The sequence below is a fragment of the Leclercia sp. LSNIH8 genome (assembly GCF_002920195.1).
Classification (GTDB): Bacteria; Pseudomonadota; Gammaproteobacteria; order Enterobacterales; family Enterobacteriaceae; genus Enterobacter.
In genome coordinates this window covers 536,845-557,105 of record NZ_PQJY01000001.1, presented here as the reverse complement: position 1 = coordinate 557,105, position 20,261 = coordinate 536,845, and the positions used below count along the sequence as shown (strand labels likewise).

Sequence of the window (20,261 nt, the reverse complement as noted above, 5' to 3'; positions counted from 1 at the left end):
TGCTATATTTTGCTTTTTAAAACCCGATCGAAGTCATCGAAGATACGCACCGAGAGATCGATGCCTTTGGCGCAGGCGGTACGCCAGGCCAGAATTTGCATGGGGACAATCAACAGCAGCGGCGAGAGCAGATGATCTACGGAGCAGTTCAGCGCCAGGGTATTTTCCTGTTCCTCGCCCGTCAGCGTCACCAGAAAGGTCTGTTTAACCGCCGGAGCCATATAGTCCCTGAGCGCCCGCAGGCGCGGGTTTGGCGCATCCTCAATAAAGAACATCACATGCTCTGCGTTGGCCTCCAGATAGGGGCCATGCATGTAGGCCTCCAGCTCAAATCCACCGGACGGCACCCGCACCGTTTCGGTGAACTTGGTCTCAAACTCCTTCGCCACCCCGGTCAGGGCCCCTTCACCGATGGCAACAAAGCGTGTGCCCTCCTGAAGGATGTGCTGATGGTGCGCGAAAAACGCCTCCGTGCGGGCGATGGTGTCGGGGATGGCCGCCGCAAGCTGGTGCAGCGCCTTCAGGTAGTCCTGTGCTTCCCGCTCATCAATCTGCTGTTGCGCCCGGGCAAGAGTGAGCGCTACCAGCAACAAATTGAGCACCGTTGCGCTAAAGCCGCGGGTCACAAACCCCACCTTCTCGATCCCGGTATGGATATCCAGCACACGATCGCAGCGGCGACCTATCGGGCTATCCGGGTCCGACGTCAGAGCGAACACCGGCAGCCCGGCGGCCTGCACTTTCTCCATTGCCGCCAGCGTCGAGGCGCTTTTTCCGCTCTGGGAGACCACCAGCGCCATGTCGGTGTGCGGGTCGATGGCTTCATAATGCACAAAGTTGTACGGCTCCTTGATTTCCACCAGCAGGCCGAAGCGGTGTTCAAAGAAGTAGCGCGCGCACATCGCCGCATTCAGTGAAGATCCGGTCGCCAGCACCAGCAGACGGCGTACCGGGTGCTGACGGGCAAAGGCCTCCAGCGAGTCGAGATGAGCCGGATAGTGCCGGAGAATATTCTCCAGCGCCGCAGGCTGCTCCTCGATATAGGTCATCATTGTTGGTTGCATCGTTTTCTCCGCTTAAAACAGACCGATCCACGAACCCAGAATGCCCACCAGCGCCATGCCGCCGATGATGGTGAGCGGTTTTACCTTGCGCCCCAGCAGCCAGTAGACAATGCCGAAGCTGATAAGGGGCAGCAGACAAGGCATGATGTTGTCGATGATCCCCTGGACCTCGGTTTTCGCCTCTCCCGCGCCAAAGGAGATAGGGATAGTGATGTTGATCATCGAGGCGGCCATCGCCCCCACTACCATCAGCCCGATAATCGACGCCCCGTAGGTAAGGCTCTCCATCATCCCGCTCTTCTGCACCCGATGGAGCACCCCGGTGCCCAGCACGTATCCCCAGCGGGTAAAGAGCCAGCGCACCAGAATGTGCGGCACGTTAAACACCAGCAGGAACAGGATTGGCCCCAGGATATTGCCCTGCAGCGCCAGGCTGGTGCCGATCCCGGTGGCGATCAGGCGCAGCGTTCCCCAGAAGAAGGAGTCCCCCAGCCCGGCCAGCGGCCCCATCAGCGACGCCTTCACGTTGTCGATCGCCGTACCGTCCATCTCGTTTTGCTGGCTGTTTTTCTCCTCCATCGCGGTGGTGATACCCAGCAGCAGCGTGACGATATGCGGCGTGGTGTTGAAGAACACCAGGTGGCGTTTTAACGCCGCCGCCAGCGCGGCCTTTTGTGGATAGAGCTTTTTCAGCACCGGGATCAGGGCATAGACGAAGGCAAGGTTCATCTGCCGCTCATAGTTCCAGGAAAACTCCATCTGGAACGACCGCCAGAACACCCGGCGCAGATCGCAGGCGTTGATCGCGTTCTCATCCTGCGTCTCGGGCAGGGTCTCTTCAGAAATCTTCGTCGTCATCAGCGACTCCTTGATCAGTCGTTGTACGGGGAGCGTTAGGGGCGGTCATATTGACCATCACCACCGCTACAATGGCACCGAGAATGGCGATACCGGTGACGGGTATTTTCAGGTACGCCATTAGGGCAAAGCCGAGGAAGAAGAACGGAGCCACTTTTTTGTTGATCAGCAGCCGGGCGAGCATGGCAAAGCCCAGCGCCGGAATGATCCCCGTCGCCACGCTTAACCCGTGCTTAATAAATTCCGGGATGGCATCCAGCAAGGATTTCACCGCGCTGCTGCCGACCAGGAATGACACCGTCACCACCGCCGCCAGCATCAACGACAGACCAAACCCGGCGATAAGATGCATCCGCTCAATGCCGCCGGTATCCGCCTGTTCGGCATAGCTGTCGGCCTTCTGGCTGAGCATGGGGATAAACATGCCGAGATAGACGTTTTTCAGCACCAGCGTCAGGGTGGCAATCGGCAGGCCGAGCAGCAGCGCCGTTTCCGTTCCTGCCCCGGAGGTGATGGCAAACGCCACGCCGAGCACTCCGCCGGTGACCACGTCCGGCGGAATTGACGCCCCCACCGAAAACGACCCGATAAATGCCAGCTCGAGCGTCGCGCCCATCACCAACCCCGTCTGCACATCGCCCAATACCAGCCCGGTTAACAGGCCGGTGACAATGGGCCGGGAGAGCAGCGAGGTGCCGAGGGCATATTCAGACTGGGCGATAAACGCCACCAGTCCGAGTAAAAGTGCCTCTACCATAGTGAGTCCTCAGGAATTACAGCGATTCCGCTAATAACTGTTTGCGATCATTCGGCACCTGGCGTATTTCGACTTCAACACCGTTGCCGACCAGTTGAGTAAGTTTTTCTATTTCGTCCGGCAGCAAATTAATGGCCTTAGAGATATTGCGCGCCCCCTCTTTCGCTTTAACGCCGCCAAGATTAATGCTTTTAATACCGTCTACCGCCGAAGCTAAACGCCAGGCATCATCCACAGACTCCACGACGATAAAAAGATGATATTTATCGGTGACGCCGCTTTTAATGGCTTCAATCGAGTCGTTGATATTTTTAATCACCAGCTTCACCGCGGGTGGCTTAGCCAGCTTGATGGTGGTTTTGCGTAATTCATCATTCGGCACGCTGTCGTTGGCAATTAAAATGCAATCCGCCCCGACATACTGGGTCCACGAAAAGGCTACCTGTCCATGTAATAAGCGGTGGTCAACACGCAGTAACGTAATCATTATTATTCCTCCTGATCAGAAGTCTTTATCCGCCTGCAGCGCACTGGCAATAGACTGGTTGCAATACTGAATACTCTCTCTGGAACTGAATAACGCTTCGTGAATTAATTTCTCGCTATCCTGCTCATCCGCTGAAATCAGTAAGCCGATCACCAACGGGAGATTGAGGCCTGCGATCAAATGAAAATTTGGTCGGTGCAAAAAGCGGATAAATTCGTTGTTGACGCTACCGGCAAAAATATCGGTGATCGCAATCACCTCATCCTCTTCGGGCAGGCTGGCGAGTAAGGTTTCTACCTGCTCGGTTAAATCGCGGTGCTCGTCGACGTAGGCGCAGAGCGTATGGATGTCCTGCTGCTTGCCGAGGATCAGCTCAACCGAATCGAGTAACCCGCGGGCAAAGGTGCCGTGACTGGCAAAAATGTAATGTCGTTTCATCCTGTCCTCGAAAGCTCATTCCACTGTGCAGCGATGTGCTAAACAGAGATTGCAACCCACGTGCCAGAAAAAGTGGCGCGTGGGAGGAGAGAAGGATGGGAGGGTTTAAAACTCTTGATCTGCCTGAATAAATTCAGTTTCCAGGGTCAGAATATTGTGGATATAGCAGAGCTCGACGACGGGTATTTTGACACTATAACTGCTCTCAATGACACTAAAGGCCTGGCGCAGCAGCGCCAGCTCGCTTTCAGGACACTGTTGTCCGGCATAGGTGGAAGGTGACGCGTTACGGATGAGCCGCTCAATCAGACAGCTGATGTGCACATAGAGCGCCACCTTGCGTTCGTTTGGTACCTGGTAGCCAGCCAGATGCTCGTAGCGAAAGACAAACTGCTCCACCTGGTTAATCACTTTGGTGGTATCCAGAATGGTGACCGACTCAATCACCCGCCGCAGGGAGAAGTTCTTCAACAGTAGATTGTTGATCTCATCCACCTGCTCCTGGGTGGCAATGTCACCGAAGATGCTCATCAGCGGTCGCGTTCCCTCCCCGGCAATCAGCGAATCCAGCGAGATCCAGGGGACGTCGGGCACCTGTGGATCGAAGGTGCCGACAATCGCCAGTATGTCGTAGCGGTTGAAGGCCACCGCCCGCTCCTGAGGGTCGCTGAGCATCTCGTAGTCACAGGCGATCACCTCTATCCCCAGCGCCTCCGGGATGCTGGCCTTCAGCAGATGACAGAGATTGGCCGCCGCGCCGATCCCGGTGATGCAGGTGGTAAGTATGACCCGGGGTTTACTGGCCTGCGGCCAGAAGATCTGGTGCTCTACCGGTAAATCCGCGCCAACCTCCTGAGCGATCGCCTCGATGTGGTGCCCTTGCAGGATCCGCTCTCCGACATAGAGCGCCATGCTGGTGGAGACGTTATTCACAATCGCCACCGGGGTCGAGAGGCGACGCTGAAAGTGGCTATGGATAGCATTAAGCGACCCCATATCCACCAGGATCATCAGCCCGGACGTCACGGCGTTACTTTCGATGTAGTGCATGACCTGCTGAGCAATCGCCTCCGGCGTGACGTCGAGAGGCATGTCGAAGGATTCAAAAACGGTCTGTTTCAGTAAGCGGTTCGCCACGTTAGTAATACTGCTGGCGGTAGCGTAGCCGTGGGCCAGGATCACCGCCCGCGTCACCTGGGATTGACTCACCGCCCCGGCTTTATGCAACCACAGCACAAGTAGCAGGGCGTCGATGCGCTGGGCGTCGATATCGAGTTTTTGCGTCAGGGCGGCGATCATCGCCTGGCAAAAACGGTACAGCTGGGGGTACTTTTGCGCCAGGAAATCATCCAGCAGACGGACACGCTCCTGGCTCAGGGCCGAGAGGCCCCCATGGGCGCGATGCACCAGATAGTGGCTCAGGGCGTAGATCCCATTGCCGTTAAACTGCACATTGAACTGCTGCTCCAGGCGGTAAAACGCCTCCCGCACCTGCTGGGTGGTGAGCTGCAACAGTGGCGAGGCGGTAGTCTCGCGATGATGAAACACCAGCCTGTCGAACAGGGTTTCGATCTCCTCCCCCATCCGCCGGTGCACATCCTCCCAGTCTGACCGACCGGCGATTACCTCTTCGTACAGGGCCAGCACCTGACACTGGGTGTCATGGATCAATCCCTGGGTCCGGTCGTGGGCGCGGAGCAGCCACAGCAGGTTGGTCTCAGGTTCGATGGTCAGCGGCTCTTCCACTACGGGCGCGTCGCTCAGCGTCGGGATAGCAGCCAGCACCTTCTCCGGCAGATCCTGAAGGGTAACGCTAATAGCCTCCTGCCCCCGCTGCCTGGCCCACGCCGCGGCGACCGCATACTTAACCACGTTTTTCAGCTCGCCCACGTTACCGCGATAAAGGACGTGGAGAAGCACCTGGCGCAGTCGGGGCGTAAGGGTCAGGGGGACATCCAGCTTCTTCGCTTCCCGCCAGAAGAACTGAAGGATCAACGCCTCTTTTTCCTGGCGGGAACGCGCGTTAAGGTCGGGCAGCGTGACCAGAATGGGAATACGCCGCAGGAAGGTGGTTAAGAAGGTGCTATGCAGATCCTCGGTGGTGGCAAAGACCAGCCGGGTGGTGATGGGACGACCCTGGGCTGTTTCCCCCACCCGGTAGATCTCCTTGCGGTCGAGCCAGGTAAAGAGTTTCTCCTGGCCTTCGGCATTCAGGCGATGCACTTCGTCGAGAAACAGCATCCCGCCGTCGGCGGCCTCAAAGGCCCCCTGCCTGTCGGTCTGCGCGCCAGTAAAGGCCCCTTTCACATAGCCAAAAAGGTTTGCCGCCAGCAGCTCCGGGTTGCTGGCGTACTGAGCGCAGTTGAAGCTGACAAAGGGGGCATCATCCGCCAGTAGCCCCTGTGAAATGGCGTAGGCATGCATCAGGTTCGCCATATAGCTTTTGCCGGTGCCGCTCTCCCCTGTGATCAGCAGCGGCAAACCGCCATCGGGGTAAAAGAGCGCCGTTTTCAGCTGGGCAATTGCCTTCTTCAGGCTGCCATCATGACCGATCAGCAGCGAAAAGTGATCCGGCGGTTCCTGCCCGCTGTCGCCGTCATTCAGCAGCTGCGCGATGCTGTCGTATTCGTTGCCTGACGGGGGGAAGAACTGCTGGCTGAAGGCTTTCTTGTGCAAAAAGTAGACTGGCCGGGTATTGGTTTTAACCAGCTCGCCCTGGGCCACCAGCTGATTCAGGTAGTGGCTGGCGGTGTTGCGTTTGAGATCAAACCGCTCCGCAAGGTAGCTGGCGGTGAAGACCTCGCTCAGGTTTTGCGGGTCAAAAAAATCGGTCTGGTTGGCCAAAAAGCTCAGGATTTCATTACGCATGGCTTATCCCACAACTGGAGTGTCATGGGAGTATGATGCCCGCAAACGCGCGGACGGAGGGAACGCGACGGCGGGTTATGTGCGCTTTTGTGGGGGAGTGCACAGAATGCCAGCGGGGGAACAATGCCCAGGCCGGGTAGATTTACATCTTTTCTGAAGGCGCCTCGCAGGATTGAATTCTGCGCTATTTCCCTGCTTTAACCGTGCCTGTTTGCGGCGTAGGGTGTCTGTACGCCAATAACATCAAACCGAATCGGGCTATGACCGTTTCCCTCACGATAACGTGAAAAGATGACAGCTAAGGAAGGCTGATGAAATGCGCAATTTATCGCTCCAGGAAATACACGAGCAGTGCCTTAACACTACCCAAAAAATCATACAGGGTTTCGGTTGGGGCAGCATCGTAGTCGGTGCGTTAAGTCAAAAAGACAAAAATTATCTTCATAAAGAGAGCAATAACGCTGTTCTCAACTGGCGATGGGGGATGGAGCATTATCATGGAAACGCTAACGATGACGGCATTTTAGATATCAGCCTAAAAAGTACGAAGGCTAACGATCCTAGTGCGCTGCATGCAGCGATAATGTGCAAATATGATGCTCGCCGCGAAGAGTTCGCCATTTGTATGCTGGAAAATCTGATAACTGATGAATACTCTGCACTTACAGGCAACGTCTTTATCATTGCACTGGTCTATTCGACAGTATTTTGCAGCATGATGGACCCTGAGGATGTGGTCATAGAAAATCCATTGGAGGAGATAAAACCACGATATCGAGCATATGGGTTCTCACAAGTTTTTTACGCGCCCAATAAAATGTCTTCTTCAGTAGTAGATATTCAGGCAATGATTCGACGTAAAGTGATGAGTATGACCTGACATAAAAATGGACTGTTTGTCAGGCAAAGACGACCGCTGTAAACTCAGATACAATGGTCAAAAACTAACCGGGAGAGGTTATGATCAAGCAAAACAAAAAAATTGATACCACCAAAGCGATGGCTGCGGCCCAACGCGCCGCAGACTTCTGGGCAACGATTGACGGCAACAAACTTGCACAAGTAGGCCAGCGTGAAAAAGAGAGGGATCTTGTGGGTCCAACAAAGAAGGCTGAATACGTCAAATTAGGCTAAGGAATTTCCCCTCTTTCCAGCCCTCTCTAAAGAGAGGGGCTGACTATGCACAGAGTTAAATCGTAATCTGGTAGCGAACGTAGTCATCCACCGTGGCCAGCTTGTCATACAGCGCCCGGGCCGGATTGCCCTCCCGCGTCACCCAGTAGACCTTCGACCACCCCTTATTCCGGGCCTCAGCAATAATGGCTTCGATCAGCGCCCTGCCCGCCCCTTTGCCGCGCGCCGCGTCATCCACAAACAGATCTTCCAGATAACACAGCGGCTGGGTTACCCAGGTACCTTCATGCAGCACGCAGATGGCAAAACCCACCACGCCCTGTTCGGTTTCTGCCAGTCGGCAAAACAGTCCCGAATCCGGGGATAATACCCGGCGCCAGGTCGCCAGCGTCACCGCCTCATCCAGCCCGGTGCCGTAAAAATCGAGATAGCCTTGCCACAGCGTTAACCATGCTGCGTAATCTTCCGCTTTCGCTTCACGCACGTTAATCATTGGTGTGATCCTTGATGTGTCTGATATTTCCCGATGATAACAAGGATTGCCCGGAAGCTGCCGTAATCATTCTGAAACTGCCCTCCCTCGGGGGATGGCTTCGCTGAACCAGGCTACCTTTATAGCTATCCACATCACCGGAGAAAACAATGAAAGTATTAATGGTTCTCACCTCTCACAGTGAACTGGGCAATACCGGCAAGAAAACCGGCTTCTGGCTGGAGGAGTTTGCCGCCCCGTATTATGTCTTCAAAGACGCGGGCGCCGAGGTGGTGCTGGCGTCTCCCCAGGGTGGCCAACCTCCTTTAGATCCCAAAAGCGATCAGCCCGATTTCCAGACCGAGATGACCGATCGCTTTAAAGCCGATCCGGCCGCGCAGCAGGCACTCGCTAACACGGTCAAACTCGACAGCGTGCGCCAGGAGGATTTCGATACTGTCTTCTATCCGGGTGGCCACGGTCCGCTGTGGGATCTGGCGGAATCCCAAACCTCCATCGCGCTGATTGAAGCCTTTACCCGCGCGGGTAAACCGACCGGCTTCGTCTGCCATGCCCCAGGCGTGCTGCGCCATGTGAAAACCGCTTCTGGCGAGCCGCTGGTCAAGGGCCGCAAGGTGACCGGTTTTACCAACGGTGAAGAGGCCGACGTGGAACTGACCGACGTGGTGCCTTTCCTGGTGGAAGATGAGTTGAGCGCGCTGGGTGCGCACTACCAGAAAGGCCCGAACTGGGGCTCGTATATTGTCGAAGATGGTAAGCTGATCACCGGGCAGAACCCGGCAAGCTCCGAAGAGGCGGCCAAAGCGCTGGTTGCTGCGCTGCGCTAACCCCTAACCCGGCCGCTGGCCGGGCTTTTCGCCTGCGTGAACCGCAAAGAGTGTTAAATGCAAAACAGTTTCAGGCTGTTAAGATTTTGCGCTTCACACGGGAGAACGCATGAACACCATTATTGACCTGTTTAACGACCATAAAAGCGAGCGCAGCTTCACCGATCAAGCCATTGATGACGCCACGCTCGAACGCATTATCAGCACTGCTTACCGTGCTCCTACCTCCGTCCATTCCCAGCAGGTGTCGGTGATCGTCACACGCGATGCCGAAAAGCGGGCGCAGATTTCGCAGATCGCCGGCGGCCAGCCGTGGATCGCCAAAGCCCCGGTGTTTATCACCTTTGTGCTGGATATGTACAAAACTGAGGTTGGCATGAAGCTGGCGGGCAAGGAGCAGATAGCGCACCAGAGCATAGAGAGCCTGGTGGCTGGCGCAACCGACGTGGGCATTGCCCTGGGCTCGGTGATGGCGGCTGCCCGCTCCGAAGGGCTGGGGATTGTGCCAATTGGCGGGATCCGTCTGAAGCCGCAAGAGCTGATTGAGTTGCTTGAGCTACCGGAACACACCTTCCCGGTGGCGGGCGTGGTGATTGGTCATGTCGATGTGCCATCCCATCACAAACCGCGTCTGCCGCTGGAGACCTTCCGCCACGACGAAGCCTATGTCACCGAGGGGCTGGAAGCGAAAATCACCCGCTACAACCAGCAGATGACCGAACACTGGCAGGCGATTAACCGTACCGACGGGGATACCTGGAGTGAAAGCGTGAGCGGGTACTACCAGCACATTTACTTCCCGGACGTGCTGCCAGCCCTGATTAAGCAGGGCTTCGGCGTCGACAAGTAATTTCTGCCATTGCCTGGCGGCGCTTCGCTTGCACGGGCCTACGGGTTAAATGCCGTTTGTAGGCCGGGTAAGCGTCAGCGCCACCCGGCATAAATGCGAGCACAGTCTGTAGGCCGGGTAAGCGCAGCGCCACCCGGCATAAATGCGCGCGCAGTCTGTAGGCTTGGTAAGCGCAGCGCCACCCGGTAAAATGCGCGCACAGTCTGTAGGCCGGGTAAGCGCAGCGCCACCCGGCAAAATGCACGCACCCGATCACCCCTTAATGCGCGGGTCCAGCGCGTCCCGCAGCCCATCTCCCAGCAGATTAAACGCCAGTACGGTGAAAAAAATCGCCATGCTCGGGAACAGCGCCACGTGCGGAGCAATCACCATATCGGCCCGCGCCTCGTTAAGCATCGCTCCCCACTCCGGGGTCGGCGGCTGGGCGCCTAAGCCGAGAAAGGACAGGCTCGCCGCTGAGATAATCGACACCCCGATACGCATGGTGAAATAGACCACGATGGAGGAGACGGTGCCCGGCAGGATATGGTTAAACAGAATCGTGGTGTCGCTGGCACCGATACTGCGCGCCGACTCGATAAAGGTCTGCTGTTTCAGCACAAGGGTATTGCCGCGCACCAGACGGGCGAAGGCTGGAATCGAGAAGATCGCCACGGCGATAATCACGTTAGCCATGCCGTTGCCCATCACCGCTACCACCGCAATCGCCAGCAGAATGCCGGGAAAGGCAAAGAGCACGTCGCAGATGCGCATGATAATCCGGTCCCACCAGCCTTCATAATAACCTGCCAGCAGGCCCAGCACCGTGCCGATGGCCGCGCCAATCAGCACCGCAAACACCCCCGCCGCCAGCGAGATCTGCGCCCCCATCAGCACCCGGCTGAAGATATCACGCCCCAGGGAGTCCACGCCGAACCAGTGCATCATCGATGGCCCCTCGTTCAGACGGTCGTAATCGAAATAGTTCTTCGCATCGAAGGGGACGATCCACGGGGCCAGTATCGCCACCAGGATCAACATCAGCACGAACAGCCCGGCGGCGATCGCCACCGGCTGCTTGCGAAAGCGTCGCCAGAATTCATGCCACGGAGTGCGGATCTGATCCGGTTTAAGTCCCGGCATCGCCTTTAACATGGCCTGCCGGCGCCAGTTTAACAGTCGCATCTTACTTGTACCTGATAGCCGGATTAATGGCGGCATACAGGACATCCACCACTAAGTTGATAAGAATAAACTCCAGCGAAAAGAGCAATACTTCCGCCTGAATCACCGGGTAGTCGCGCATGTCGACGGAATCGACCAGCAGGCGCCCGAGCCCCGGCCAGTTAAAGACCTTTTCCACCACGATGGAGCCGCCGAGCAGGAAGCCAAACTGCAGCCCCATCATGGTGACCACCGGGATCATCGCGTTGCGCAGGCCATGCTTGAGAATCACCCACCTCTCGCTCACCCCCTTCGCCCGGGCGGTGCGCATATAGTCTTCATTCAGCACATCCACGAATGAGGCGCGGGTGAAGCGGGCCATCACTGCCGCCACCGCCGCGCCCAGCGTCAGCGAAGGCAGGATGTAGTGCCGCCAGCTGTCCGCGCCCACGGTGGGCAGCCAGCCCAGCTCAACGGAGAAGATCTGCATCAGCAACATCCCCAGCGCAAAGGCCGGGAAGGAAATCCCCGTTACCGCCAGCGCCATACCCAGCCGGTCTGGCCAGCGGTTACGCCACACGGCCGCCACAATCCCGGCCATCAGGCCAAATAGCACCGCCCAGGCCATGCTGGCGAGAGTCAGCCAGAAGGTAGGCATAAAGCGGCTGGCAATCTCCGCGGAAACGGGCCGACGGGAGACCATCGAGATACCAAAATCGCCCCGCAGGACATTGGTAATGTAGTGCCAGAACTGCCGGTAGAGCGGCTGATCCAGCCCCAGCTGCTTACGTACCAGCTCAATGACCGTGGCATCCGCTTCCGGGCCGGCAATCAGCCGCGCCGGATCCCCTGGCAGCATATGCACAAATAAAAAGACCAGCACCGCGACAATCAGCAGCGTCGGGATCAGCCCCAGCAGGCGTTTAATCACATAATTCAGCATGCACATTCCTCTCATCCCGCAGGCGCATACCTGCGGGAATGAGTGCTCTATTTCAGATCCGCGTCGTCAAAGCTAAAGCCGGTATCCGGCATGATGTAGAATCCGGTCAGCGCCTTGTTGTGCGCCGAGACCAGCTTCTCTACCACCAGCGGCACCCAAGGCGACTCCTTCCAGATGGTGTCCTGCGCGTCCTTGTACAGTTTCGCTTTCTCTTCCGGCTGGGTAGTTTTCAGGGCATCCGTCAGATCTTTATCCACCTGCGGATTACTGTAAAACGCGGTGTTGAACAGGGTTGGCGGCCAGTTTTGCGAGGCGAACAGCGGCGACAGCGCCCAGTCGGCTTCGCCGGTGGAGGCCGACCAGCCGGTGTAGAACATCCTTACCCCGCTCTCTTTCTGCCCTTTGCCTTCCACTTCGGCGGCACGCTGTCCGGCATCCATCGCCGTCACCTTCACCTTAATACCCACCTGCGCCAGCTGCTGCTGGGTAAACTGCAGCACCTTCTGGGCGGTGCTGTGATTGTGCGACGACCACAGGGTAGTGCTGAAGCCATTCGGGAAGCCAGCCTCTTTCAGCAGCGCGCGCGCTTTTGTCGGATTGTATTCCCACGGATGGTACTGCTGGGAGTATGCAATAGACGGCGGCACCACGCCCGTTGCCGGAGTGGCATAGCCCGCAAAGGCCACCTTCACCAGCGCCTCGCGGTTGATGGCGTAGTTGATCGCCTCGCGCACTTTCGGGTTATCGAACGGCTTTTGCGTCACGTTCATGCTGATGTAGCGCTGCATAATGGACGGGCTGGCGACCAGCTCCAGCTTGCTGTTTTTGCCGAGCAGCGCCGCCTGCTCATAGGGGATCGGGAAGGCAAACTGCGCTTCGCCGGTCTGTAGCATCGCCGCGCGGGTGTTGTTATCCACCACCGGACGCCAGGTGATGGTGTCCAGCTTCGGCAGCCCTTGCTGCCAGTAACCGGCAAACTTCTTCACCTTCACAAAGTCGGTCTGGTTCCAGGTCACCAGCTCATACGGCCCGGTGCCCACCGGATGAAAACCAATCTCTTTGCCATATTTTTTCAGCGCCTCGGGGGAGATCATCGCCGTGGCCGGGTGCGCCAGAATGTTGATAAAGGCGGAGAACGGTTCCTTGAGAGTAATTTTTACCGTGGTGGGATCGACGGCTTCAGTGCTGGCGATATTTTTATAGAGGTTGTAGCGCTTGAGGCTGTTGTCCGGGTTGCTGGCGCGATCGAGGTTGACCTTCACCGCCTCGGCATTGAAGTCGGTGCCGTCCTGGAACTTCACCCCGCTGCGCAGCTTGATGGTGTAGACCAGCCCGTCGTCAGAGACGGTATAGCTCTCGGCCAGCACGTTTTTCAGCTGCATCTCTTTATCGAGGCCGAATAGCCCCTGATAAAACGACTTTGCCACCTGCTGGGAGAGCGTGTCGTTGGCGTCATAGGGATCGAGGGTGGTGAAATTGGAGGCCACCGCCACTACCACATCTTTTGCTGCGAAGGCCGGCGTGGCCGCGAGGGCTGCCGTTACGCTCGCGGCTAACAGCCATCTGCGAGCAACAAATTTTGTCATGTTCTTCTCCTGTTGTTCCCTGCTGTCTTAAGTTATAAACGCGAAAAAGCATTGTCCTGACGCGGCGGTGCGACAAAATGGCCGGGGCTGACCTCCCGCAACGCCACGCGCTCGGTGGGTTCTCCCCGCTGGCGAATGTTACCCGGCAGCTCGTCCTGCAACAGCACCCGTCGGGCCTGCCGGTGAGCCGGATCGGCCACCGGCACCGCCGCCATCAGTTTGCGGGTGTAAGGGTGCTGGGGATTTTCAAACACCGCCCGCCGTGGGCCAATCTCGACAATCTGCCCGAGGTACATCACCGCCACCCGGTGGCTGATGCGCTCCACCACCGCCATATCATGGGAAATAAACAGAAACGCGATGCCCATCTCCCGCTGCAAATCGAGCAGCAGGTTAATGATCTGCGCCCGGATGGAGACATCCAGCGCCGAGACGGACTCGTCGGCAATCACCACCTTCGGGTTCAGCGCCAGCGCGCGGGCAATACAGATCCGCTGCCGCTGGCCGCCGGAAAATTCATGGGGATAGCGCCAGGCATGTTCCGGTTTGAGGCCCACGCGCTCCAGCAGCCACGCCACCCGCCGCTGGGCGGCATCCCCGTCCAGCAGATTATGCACCCGCAGCGGCTCCATAATCGAATAGCCCACTGTCTGGCGGGGATCGAGGGAGGCGTAGGGATCCTGGAAAATAAACTGAATATCCCGCCGCAGGGGTTGCAGCTTCCCGGCCGGCAGGGTGTCGATGCGCTCGCCGTTAAAGGTGATGGTGCCCTCCTGGGCCTCCACCAGCCGCAGCAGCGCCCGGCCAGTGGTCGATTTGCCGCTGCCGGATTCGCCCACCAGCGACAGCGTTTCGCCGGGCCATAAATCGAAACTGACGCTCTCTACCGCGTGGACTTCGCGCTTGACGCGGTTAAACAGGCCGCCGCGCAGCGGAAAGCGGGTCACCAGGTCGCGCACCTGCAAAATGGGTTCGCCGGGCACCACGGTATCCTGCTCGGTTTCAGCCTCCTGATAGCCGGGTTCGGCAAGGGAGAACAGCGGAAAACGCCGGGGCAGATCGCTGCCGTTCATCGCTCCCAGACGTGGCACCGCGGCCAGCAGCGCCTTCGTATAGGGGTGCTCAGGGGCATGGAAAATCTGCTCCACGGTGCCGGTTTCCACCGCCTCGCCCTGATACATCACCAGCACCCGATCGGCGATATCCGCCACCACGCCCATGTCGTGGGTAATAAAGATCACCCCCATCTCCATCTCCTCCTGCAACACCTTAATGAGCTGCAGGATCTGCGCCTGAATGGTGACGTCCAGCGCGGTGGTCGGTTCATCGGCAATCAGCACCGCCGGGCGACAGGAGAGCGCCATGGCGATCATCACCCGCTGGCGCATGCCGCCGGAAAGCTGGTGCGGATAGCGCGACAGCACGGCGTCGGCCTCCGGGATCCGCACCTGCTCCAGCATGCGCCGGGCTTCCGCCAGCGCACCCTCGCGGTTCAGACCCTGATGCAGGCGAATGGATTCGGCGATCTGCTCCCCCACCGGAAAGACCGGATTGAGGGAGGTCATCGGCTCCTGGAAAATCATGGCGATATCCGCGCCGCGCACGCTGCGCATCTGGGAGGCGTTCAGGGTAGTGAGATCGCTCACCTGGCCGTTACGACGGCGCAGCAGCAGGCTGTCGCACGCCACCTGCCCGCCGGACTGTTCAATCAGGCGCATCAGCGACAGCGCGGTCACCGATTTACCGGAACCGGACTCACCGACAATCGCCAGCGTCTCGCCGCGTTTTAGCGAAAAAGAGAGGTGTTTAACCGCCGGGATCGACTGACGGTTGTCGGGAAAGGCAACGTTCAGGTTGTGCACCGCCAGCACCTGCTGACTGTCCAGTTCATCACTGTGCGGCATGCCTCTCCCCCTTATTCACGGTAAATTCCGGTGCTTGGCGTATCGCCTGCGTATCCCCAGGCACGGTACATGCCCTCACTGTTAAACGGTAGTGCCACATTGCCCTCGCGATCGATGGCAATCAGCCCGCCGCTGCCCTCCAGCGCCGGGAGTTTTTCCATTACCACCCGCTCGCAGGCTTCTGCCAGGCTTAAGCCGCCGTAATCCATCAGCGCGGCAATGTCATAGGCAGCCAGGGTGCGGATAAACACTTCGCCAGTGCCGGTACAGGAGACCGCCACGCTGGCGTTATTGGCATAGCAGCCTGCACCGGGCAGCGGGCTGTCGCCCACCCGACCGGGCAGTTTATTGGTCATTCCCCCGGTGGAGGTGGCCGCGGCCAGATTGCCCGCTTTATCCAGCGCGACGGCGCCCACGGTACCCATTTTGCTCGCCTCGTCCAGCGGGGCGGCGTGGTCGAGCCGGGTTTCACCCGCCCCGCGCGCCGCCAGCAGCTGCTGATAGCGCTCCGGGGTAGAGAAAATCTCCGGCGACACCGCCTCCATACCGTGGGCAAGGGCGAATTTCTCGGCGCCCTCCCCGACCAGCAGCACGTGCGGGCTCTGCTCCATCACCAGACGGGCGGCCAGCACCGGGTTGCGCAAATGGCTGACCCCGGCCACGGCGCCCGCTTTCAGGGTAATGCCATCCATCACGCAGGCATCCAGCTCGTGGGTTTCGTCGCGGGTAAACACCGCGCCAATCCCGGCGTTAAACAGCGGGCACTCCTCCAGCAGGCGTACCGCTTCGGTGACCACATCCAGCGCGCTCTCTCCCGCCTCCAGCATTCGCTGGCCGGTTTCCACAATCGATGAGAGCGCCTCAACGTAGCGCCTTTCCTGTTCCTGACTAAGCTGCGCGCGGGTGATAGCCCCGGCGCCGCCGTGGATTGCAATGACTGCCTTCCCCATTTACTTTACCTTTGGGCACGTTATGGCCGCTTTTTTTATAAATATCATTATCGTGGCTGACAATTCATATAATTTTTGAATATAGAAAGACGTCACGGTGATGTAAAGGGTAAGCCCATGGTGTCATACAGTTAACGGCACTTTTCTGCCATAATGGCCGCCTTCGTTATTCTCTCCCTGGAGTGACCCATGGATTTTACCGCCGGACTGATGCCGCTTGAGACGGCACTCACCCAGATGCTCGATCGTATTTCTCCGCTTACAGAGCAGGAAACCTTACCGCTGCTGCGCTGCTTTGGCCGCGTGACCGCCGCCGACATCATCTCTCCCCTGAACGTGCCGGGCTTTGATAACTCAGCGATGGATGGCTACGCCGTGCGTCTGGCGGATCTGGCGGCAGGTACCGCGCTACCGGTGGCGGGAAAAGCCTTTGCCGGTCAGCCTTTGCAGGGTGAATGGCCTGCCGGAAGCTGCGTGCGCATTATGACCGGCGCGCCGGTGCCGCCAGGCTGCGATGCGGTGGTGATGCAGGAGGAGACCGAACAGACCGACGATGGCGTGCGTTTTACCGCCAGCGTTAAGCCGGGACAAAATATCCGCCGCAGCGGGGAAAATATTGCCCTCGGCGCGACCGTCTTCCCGGCGGGGACAAAACTGACCGTCGCCGAACTGCCGGTGCTGGCCTCGCTGGGCATTGCGGAGATCGCCGTGGTGCGCCAGGTGCGCGTGGCGCTCTTCTCCACCGGCGACGAGCTTCAGCTGCCGGGCCAGCCGCTGGCCGAGGGGCAGATTTACGACACCAACCGGCTGGCGGTGCACCTGATGCTGGAGCAGCTCGGCTGCGAGGTGATCAACCTCGGCATTATTCCTGACGATCCGCAAAAACTGCGCGAAGCCTTTATCGAAGCGGATCGTGTGGCCGACGTGGTCCTGAGCTCCGGCGGCGTCTCGGTGGGCGAAGCGGACTACACCAAAACGATCCTCGATGAACTGGGTGAGATCGGCTTCTGGAAGCTGGCCATCAAGCCCGGCAAGCCTTTTGCCTTCGGCAAACTGCCGGATAGCTGGTTCTGCGGCCTGCCAGGGAACCCGGTCTCTGCGGCGCTCACCTTCTACCAGCTGGTGCAGCCATTGCTGGCGAAGCTCTCCGGCAACCGGGCGCACAGCCTGCCTGCCCGCCAGCGCGTGCGCGCCGCCACCCGGCTGAAAAAATCGCCGGGCCGTCTCGACTTCCAGCGCGGCATTCTGGCGCGTAACGCCGACGGCGAGCTGGAGGTGAGCACCACCGGCCATCAGGGCTCGCATATTTTCAGCTCCTTCAGCCAGGGCAACTGCTTTATCGTGCTTGAGCGCGAACGCGGTAACGTGGAAGCGGGTGAGTGGGTGGAAGTCGAGCCGTTTAACGCCCTGTTTGGAGGCTAACCATGACGGTGGAGCTGAGCGACAACGAGATGCTGCGCTACAATCGCCAGATTGTGCTGCGCGGTTTTGATTTCGACGGCCAGGAAGCGTTAAAAGCCGCGAATGTGCTGGTGGTCGGCCTCGGCGGATTAGGCTGCGCCGCGGCGCAGTATCTGGCGGCGGCCGGTGTCGGGCGCATGACGCTGCTCGATTTCGACACCGTGTCGCTCTCCAACCTGCAACGCCAGACCCTGCACAGCGATGCGACACTGGGCGAGCCGAAAGTGGTCTCGGCCCAGGCATCGCTTTCGCGCATCAACCCCAACGTGCAGTTTACGCTGCTCAACGCCCTGCTTGACGACGCCGCGCTGTCTGACCAGATAGCCCAACACGATCTGGTGCTCGACTGCACCGACAACGTCACCATTCGTAACCAGCTTAACGCCGGCTGTTTCAGCCATAAAACACCCCTGGTCTCCGGGGCGGCTATCCGCATGGAAGGCCAGGTGAGCGTCTTTACGTACGCGGAGGGCGAGCCTTGCTACCGCTGCCTGAGCCGTCTGTTTGGCGAAAACTCCCTGACCTGCGTTGAGGCGGGAGTGATGGCGCCGCTGGTGGGGGTGATCGGTTCGATGCAGGCGATGGAGGCGATTAAAGTGCTGACCCGTTACGGCACACCCGCGGCGGGGAAAATCGTGATGTACGACGCGATGACCTGCCAGTTCCGCGAGATGAAGCTGATGCGCAATCCGGGATGTGAGGTGTGCGGGGGGTAAAAACATGCCGGGTGGCGGCTTCGCCTTGCCCGGCCTACAAAAACCTCGAACCGTAGGCCGGGCAAGCGTTAGCGCCGCCCGGCAATAAGGTCAGATCGATGTCCGTCCAAAGGCGTTCTGCCAGTCCTGCTCGAATTTTGCGATCGCGGCGTCCACCGGCGGAGAGGTAATCAGTTGCTGGGCCACGTCCAGCGGCAGGGTGATGGATTCACAGCCCGCCAGCAGGCAGTCCAGCGCCTGACGCGGGGTTTTGAAGCTCGCGGCCAGCACTTTGGCGTGCGGCGCGTGGAGCGTCAGCAGCTGTTGCAGCTCCGCCACCGTCTGAATGCCATCCCCGCCCTGCGCATCCACGCGGTTGACATAGGGCGCGACATACTCCGCCCCCGCCAGCGCCGCCATCAGCCCCTGCGCCGCGCTGTAGACCGCCGTACCGAGCGTTGGCACGCCCTGCGCTTTCAGCATCTTAATGGCCGCCAGCCCTTCTGCCGTGACCGGCACTTTGACCACCAGATCCGCGACGATACCGCGCAGCTTCAGCGCATCTTCCACCATCCCTTCCGCGGTGGTCGCCATCACTTGGGCAAACAGACGACCCTGGCCGCCCATCGCCTCCTGCAGCTGCGGCAGCAAGACTTCCAGCGGCGTTTTGCCCGCGGCAACAATGCTTGGGTTGGTGGTGACGCCTGCCAGCGGAAAGACGCGGGCCAGTTTTTTAACAGTAATGACGTCGGATGTGTCGAGATACAGTTCCATGATGGGGTCCTCAAAAATGACTATGCCGTAACCCTAGCACGGCAAAACCTGCCTCAGAGTTGATTTGCGTCAAGATAACTTTCATTCGAAAGTAATTTAATCTTCATACGCAACAAGAGGCGACATTATGATCTTCAACATTCAGCGTTATTCGACACACGACGGCCCCGGTATTCGTACCGTGGTCTTTATGAAAGGCTGCTCTCTGGGCTGCCGCTGGTGTCAGAACCCGGAAAGCCGCGAACGCTCGCGGGATCTGCTGTTCGACGCTCGCCTGTGCCTGGAGGGATGTGACCTCTGCCAGCAGGCGGCGCCCGCGGTCATCCACCGCACGCTGAATGGCCTGGTGATCCACCGCGAAAAACTCGACGATACCCACCTGGATGCCCTCACCCACTGCTGCCCGACCCAGGCCCTGACCGTCTGCGGTGAAGAGAAGCAGGTGGAAGAGATCATGAGCACCGTGCTGCGGGATAAGCCGTTCTACGATCGCAGCGGCGGCGGCGTCACCCTCTCCGGGGGCGAACCTTTTATGAACCCGACGCTGACCCGCGCCCTCTTCCAGGCCAGCCACGACGCGGGCATTCATACCGCCGTGGAAACCTGTCTGCATGTGCCGTGGCACTATATCGAACCGTCGTTACCGTACATCGATCTGTTTCTCGCCGACCTGAAACATGTCGACGGCGCGGTCTTTAAGCAGTGGACCGACGGCTCGGCGAAACGGGTGCTGGATAACCTCAGACGCCTCGCTGCCGCCGGGAAAACGCTCACCATTCGCGTGCCGCTGATCCAGGGCTTTAACGCCGATGAAGCGTCAATTACCGCGATTACCAATTTTGCCGCGGATGAACTGAACGTCCGTGACATCCATTTTTTACCGTATCACACGCTGGGCATGAACAAATACACCCTGCTCGGCCAACCTTACTCTGCCCCAGATAAACCGCTCGATAATCCTGCATTACTGGACTTTGCCCGGCAGTACGCCGCCCAGAAAGGGTTAACCGCGACCTTACGAGGATAATG

20 protein-coding genes are annotated in these 20,261 nt (G+C 58.8%); 7 read left to right on the top strand and 13 right to left on the bottom strand.

Annotated elements, in window-relative coordinates; genetic code table 11:
* Positions 1 to 2: 2 nt before the first annotated feature.
* From C3406_RS02745 to C3406_RS02720, 6 genes are all read right to left on the bottom strand, one after another.
* Positions 3 to 1,064: an SIS domain-containing protein gene (locus tag C3406_RS02745; protein ID WP_103823467.1), complete on the bottom strand. Its 1,062-nt coding sequence runs from the start codon at positions 1,062 to 1,064 to the stop codon at positions 3 to 5.
* Positions 1,065 to 1,076: 12 nt separating this feature from the next.
* The gene (locus C3406_RS02740; protein ID WP_103823468.1) at positions 1,077 to 1,922 is read right to left on the bottom strand and encodes a PTS system mannose/fructose/sorbose family transporter subunit IID; all 846 of its coding nucleotides are present in this window, start codon (positions 1,920 to 1,922) and stop codon (positions 1,077 to 1,079) included.
* On the bottom strand, positions 1,903 to 2,679 hold the full coding sequence (locus tag C3406_RS02735) for a PTS mannose/fructose/sorbose/N-acetylgalactosamine transporter subunit IIC (RefSeq protein ID WP_103823469.1): 777 nt from the start codon (positions 2,677 to 2,679) through the stop codon (positions 1,903 to 1,905). Before C3406_RS02735 ends, C3406_RS02740 begins: the two co-directional genes overlap by 20 nt.
* Before the next feature lie 16 nt (positions 2,680 to 2,695).
* Positions 2,696 to 3,166, bottom strand: a complete 471-nt coding sequence (locus C3406_RS02730; RefSeq protein WP_103823470.1) for a PTS sugar transporter subunit IIB — start codon at positions 3,164 to 3,166, stop codon at positions 2,696 to 2,698.
* A gap of 15 nt (positions 3,167 to 3,181) precedes the next feature.
* Positions 3,182 to 3,604 (bottom strand): PTS sugar transporter subunit IIA, encoded by a 423-nt coding sequence (locus C3406_RS02725; protein WP_103823471.1) that lies wholly within the window; start codon positions 3,602 to 3,604, stop codon positions 3,182 to 3,184.
* 105 nt (positions 3,605 to 3,709) lie between these two features.
* Positions 3,710 to 6,472 carry a sigma-54-dependent transcriptional regulator gene (locus C3406_RS02720; protein ID WP_103823472.1) on the bottom strand — a complete coding sequence of 921 codons (2,763 nt, stop codon included), beginning with the start codon at positions 6,470 to 6,472 and terminating at the stop codon, positions 3,710 to 3,712.
* A 316-nt stretch (positions 6,473 to 6,788) separates the two neighbouring features.
* Between C3406_RS02720 and C3406_RS02715 the strand changes: the two genes are divergently transcribed.
* The gene (locus tag C3406_RS02715; protein WP_103823473.1) at positions 6,789 to 7,352 is read left to right on the top strand and encodes a hypothetical protein; all 564 of its coding nucleotides are present in this window, start codon (positions 6,789 to 6,791) and stop codon (positions 7,350 to 7,352) included.
* 80 nt (positions 7,353 to 7,432) lie between these two features.
* Positions 7,433 to 7,606 (top strand): hypothetical protein, encoded by a 174-nt coding sequence (locus C3406_RS26245; RefSeq protein WP_199182725.1) that lies wholly within the window; start codon positions 7,433 to 7,435, stop codon positions 7,604 to 7,606.
* A gap of 55 nt (positions 7,607 to 7,661) precedes the next feature.
* On the opposite strand, the gene C3406_RS02710 is transcribed toward C3406_RS26245, so the two are convergent.
* The gene (locus tag C3406_RS02710; protein WP_103823474.1) at positions 7,662 to 8,099 is read right to left on the bottom strand and encodes a GNAT family N-acetyltransferase; all 438 of its coding nucleotides are present in this window, start codon (positions 8,097 to 8,099) and stop codon (positions 7,662 to 7,664) included.
* A 149-nt stretch (positions 8,100 to 8,248) separates the two neighbouring features.
* On the opposite strand from C3406_RS02710, the gene C3406_RS02705 reads away from it, so the two are divergent.
* Both C3406_RS02705 and C3406_RS02700 read left to right on the top strand, forming a co-directional pair.
* Entirely contained in the window at positions 8,249 to 8,926 is a 678-nt protein-coding gene (locus tag C3406_RS02705; RefSeq protein WP_103823475.1) for a type 1 glutamine amidotransferase domain-containing protein, read from the top strand.
* 109 nt (positions 8,927 to 9,035) lie between these two features.
* Positions 9,036 to 9,776, top strand: a complete 741-nt coding sequence (locus tag C3406_RS02700; protein ID WP_103823476.1) for a nitroreductase family protein — start codon at positions 9,036 to 9,038, stop codon at positions 9,774 to 9,776.
* 252 nt (positions 9,777 to 10,028) lie between these two features.
* Here the strand turns inward: C3406_RS02700 and gsiD are convergent, their stop codons facing one another.
* Genes gsiD through iaaA form a run of 5 tightly spaced genes read right to left on the bottom strand, consistent with a single transcriptional unit; the run spans position 10,029 to position 16,302 of the window.
* Entirely contained in the window at positions 10,029 to 10,940 is a 912-nt protein-coding gene (gene gsiD, locus C3406_RS02695) for a glutathione ABC transporter permease GsiD (protein WP_103823477.1), read from the bottom strand.
* A gap of 1 nt (position 10,941) precedes the next feature.
* Positions 10,942 to 11,862: a glutathione ABC transporter permease GsiC gene (gene gsiC, locus C3406_RS02690; RefSeq protein WP_103823478.1), complete on the bottom strand. Its 921-nt coding sequence runs from the start codon at positions 11,860 to 11,862 to the stop codon at positions 10,942 to 10,944.
* A 47-nt stretch (positions 11,863 to 11,909) separates the two neighbouring features.
* A complete protein-coding gene (gene gsiB / locus C3406_RS02685) occupies positions 11,910 to 13,448 on the bottom strand; it encodes a glutathione ABC transporter substrate-binding protein GsiB (RefSeq protein WP_103823479.1) in 1,539 nt (512 codons plus the stop codon).
* A 32-nt stretch (positions 13,449 to 13,480) separates the two neighbouring features.
* The gene (gsiA, locus tag C3406_RS02680) at positions 13,481 to 15,352 is read right to left on the bottom strand and encodes a glutathione ABC transporter ATP-binding protein GsiA (RefSeq protein WP_103823480.1); all 1,872 of its coding nucleotides are present in this window, start codon (positions 15,350 to 15,352) and stop codon (positions 13,481 to 13,483) included.
* An 11-nt stretch (positions 15,353 to 15,363) separates the two neighbouring features.
* Positions 15,364 to 16,302, bottom strand: a complete 939-nt coding sequence (gene iaaA, locus C3406_RS02675) for a beta-aspartyl-peptidase (protein WP_103823481.1) — start codon at positions 16,300 to 16,302, stop codon at positions 15,364 to 15,366.
* 189 nt (positions 16,303 to 16,491) lie between these two features.
* Between iaaA and moeA the strand changes: the two genes are divergently transcribed.
* Together moeA and moeB are read left to right on the top strand one after the other, a co-directional pair.
* The gene (moeA, locus tag C3406_RS02670) at positions 16,492 to 17,724 is read left to right on the top strand and encodes a molybdopterin molybdotransferase MoeA (RefSeq protein WP_103823482.1); all 1,233 of its coding nucleotides are present in this window, start codon (positions 16,492 to 16,494) and stop codon (positions 17,722 to 17,724) included.
* A 2-nt stretch (positions 17,725 to 17,726) separates the two neighbouring features.
* Positions 17,727 to 18,479 (top strand): molybdopterin-synthase adenylyltransferase MoeB, encoded by a 753-nt coding sequence (gene moeB / locus C3406_RS02665; RefSeq protein WP_103823483.1) that lies wholly within the window; start codon positions 17,727 to 17,729, stop codon positions 18,477 to 18,479.
* Between the two features lie 90 nt (positions 18,480 to 18,569).
* On the opposite strand, the gene fsa is transcribed toward moeB, so the two are convergent.
* Positions 18,570 to 19,232, bottom strand: a complete 663-nt coding sequence (gene fsa, locus C3406_RS02660) for a fructose-6-phosphate aldolase (RefSeq protein ID WP_103823484.1) — start codon at positions 19,230 to 19,232, stop codon at positions 18,570 to 18,572.
* 127 nt (positions 19,233 to 19,359) lie between these two features.
* Here fsa and C3406_RS02655 point away from each other — a divergent pair, with 127 nt between their 5' ends.
* Positions 19,360 to 20,259: a glycyl-radical enzyme activating protein gene (locus C3406_RS02655; RefSeq protein ID WP_103823485.1), complete on the top strand. Its 900-nt coding sequence runs from the start codon at positions 19,360 to 19,362 to the stop codon at positions 20,257 to 20,259.
* Positions 20,260 to 20,261 lie beyond the last annotated feature (2 nt).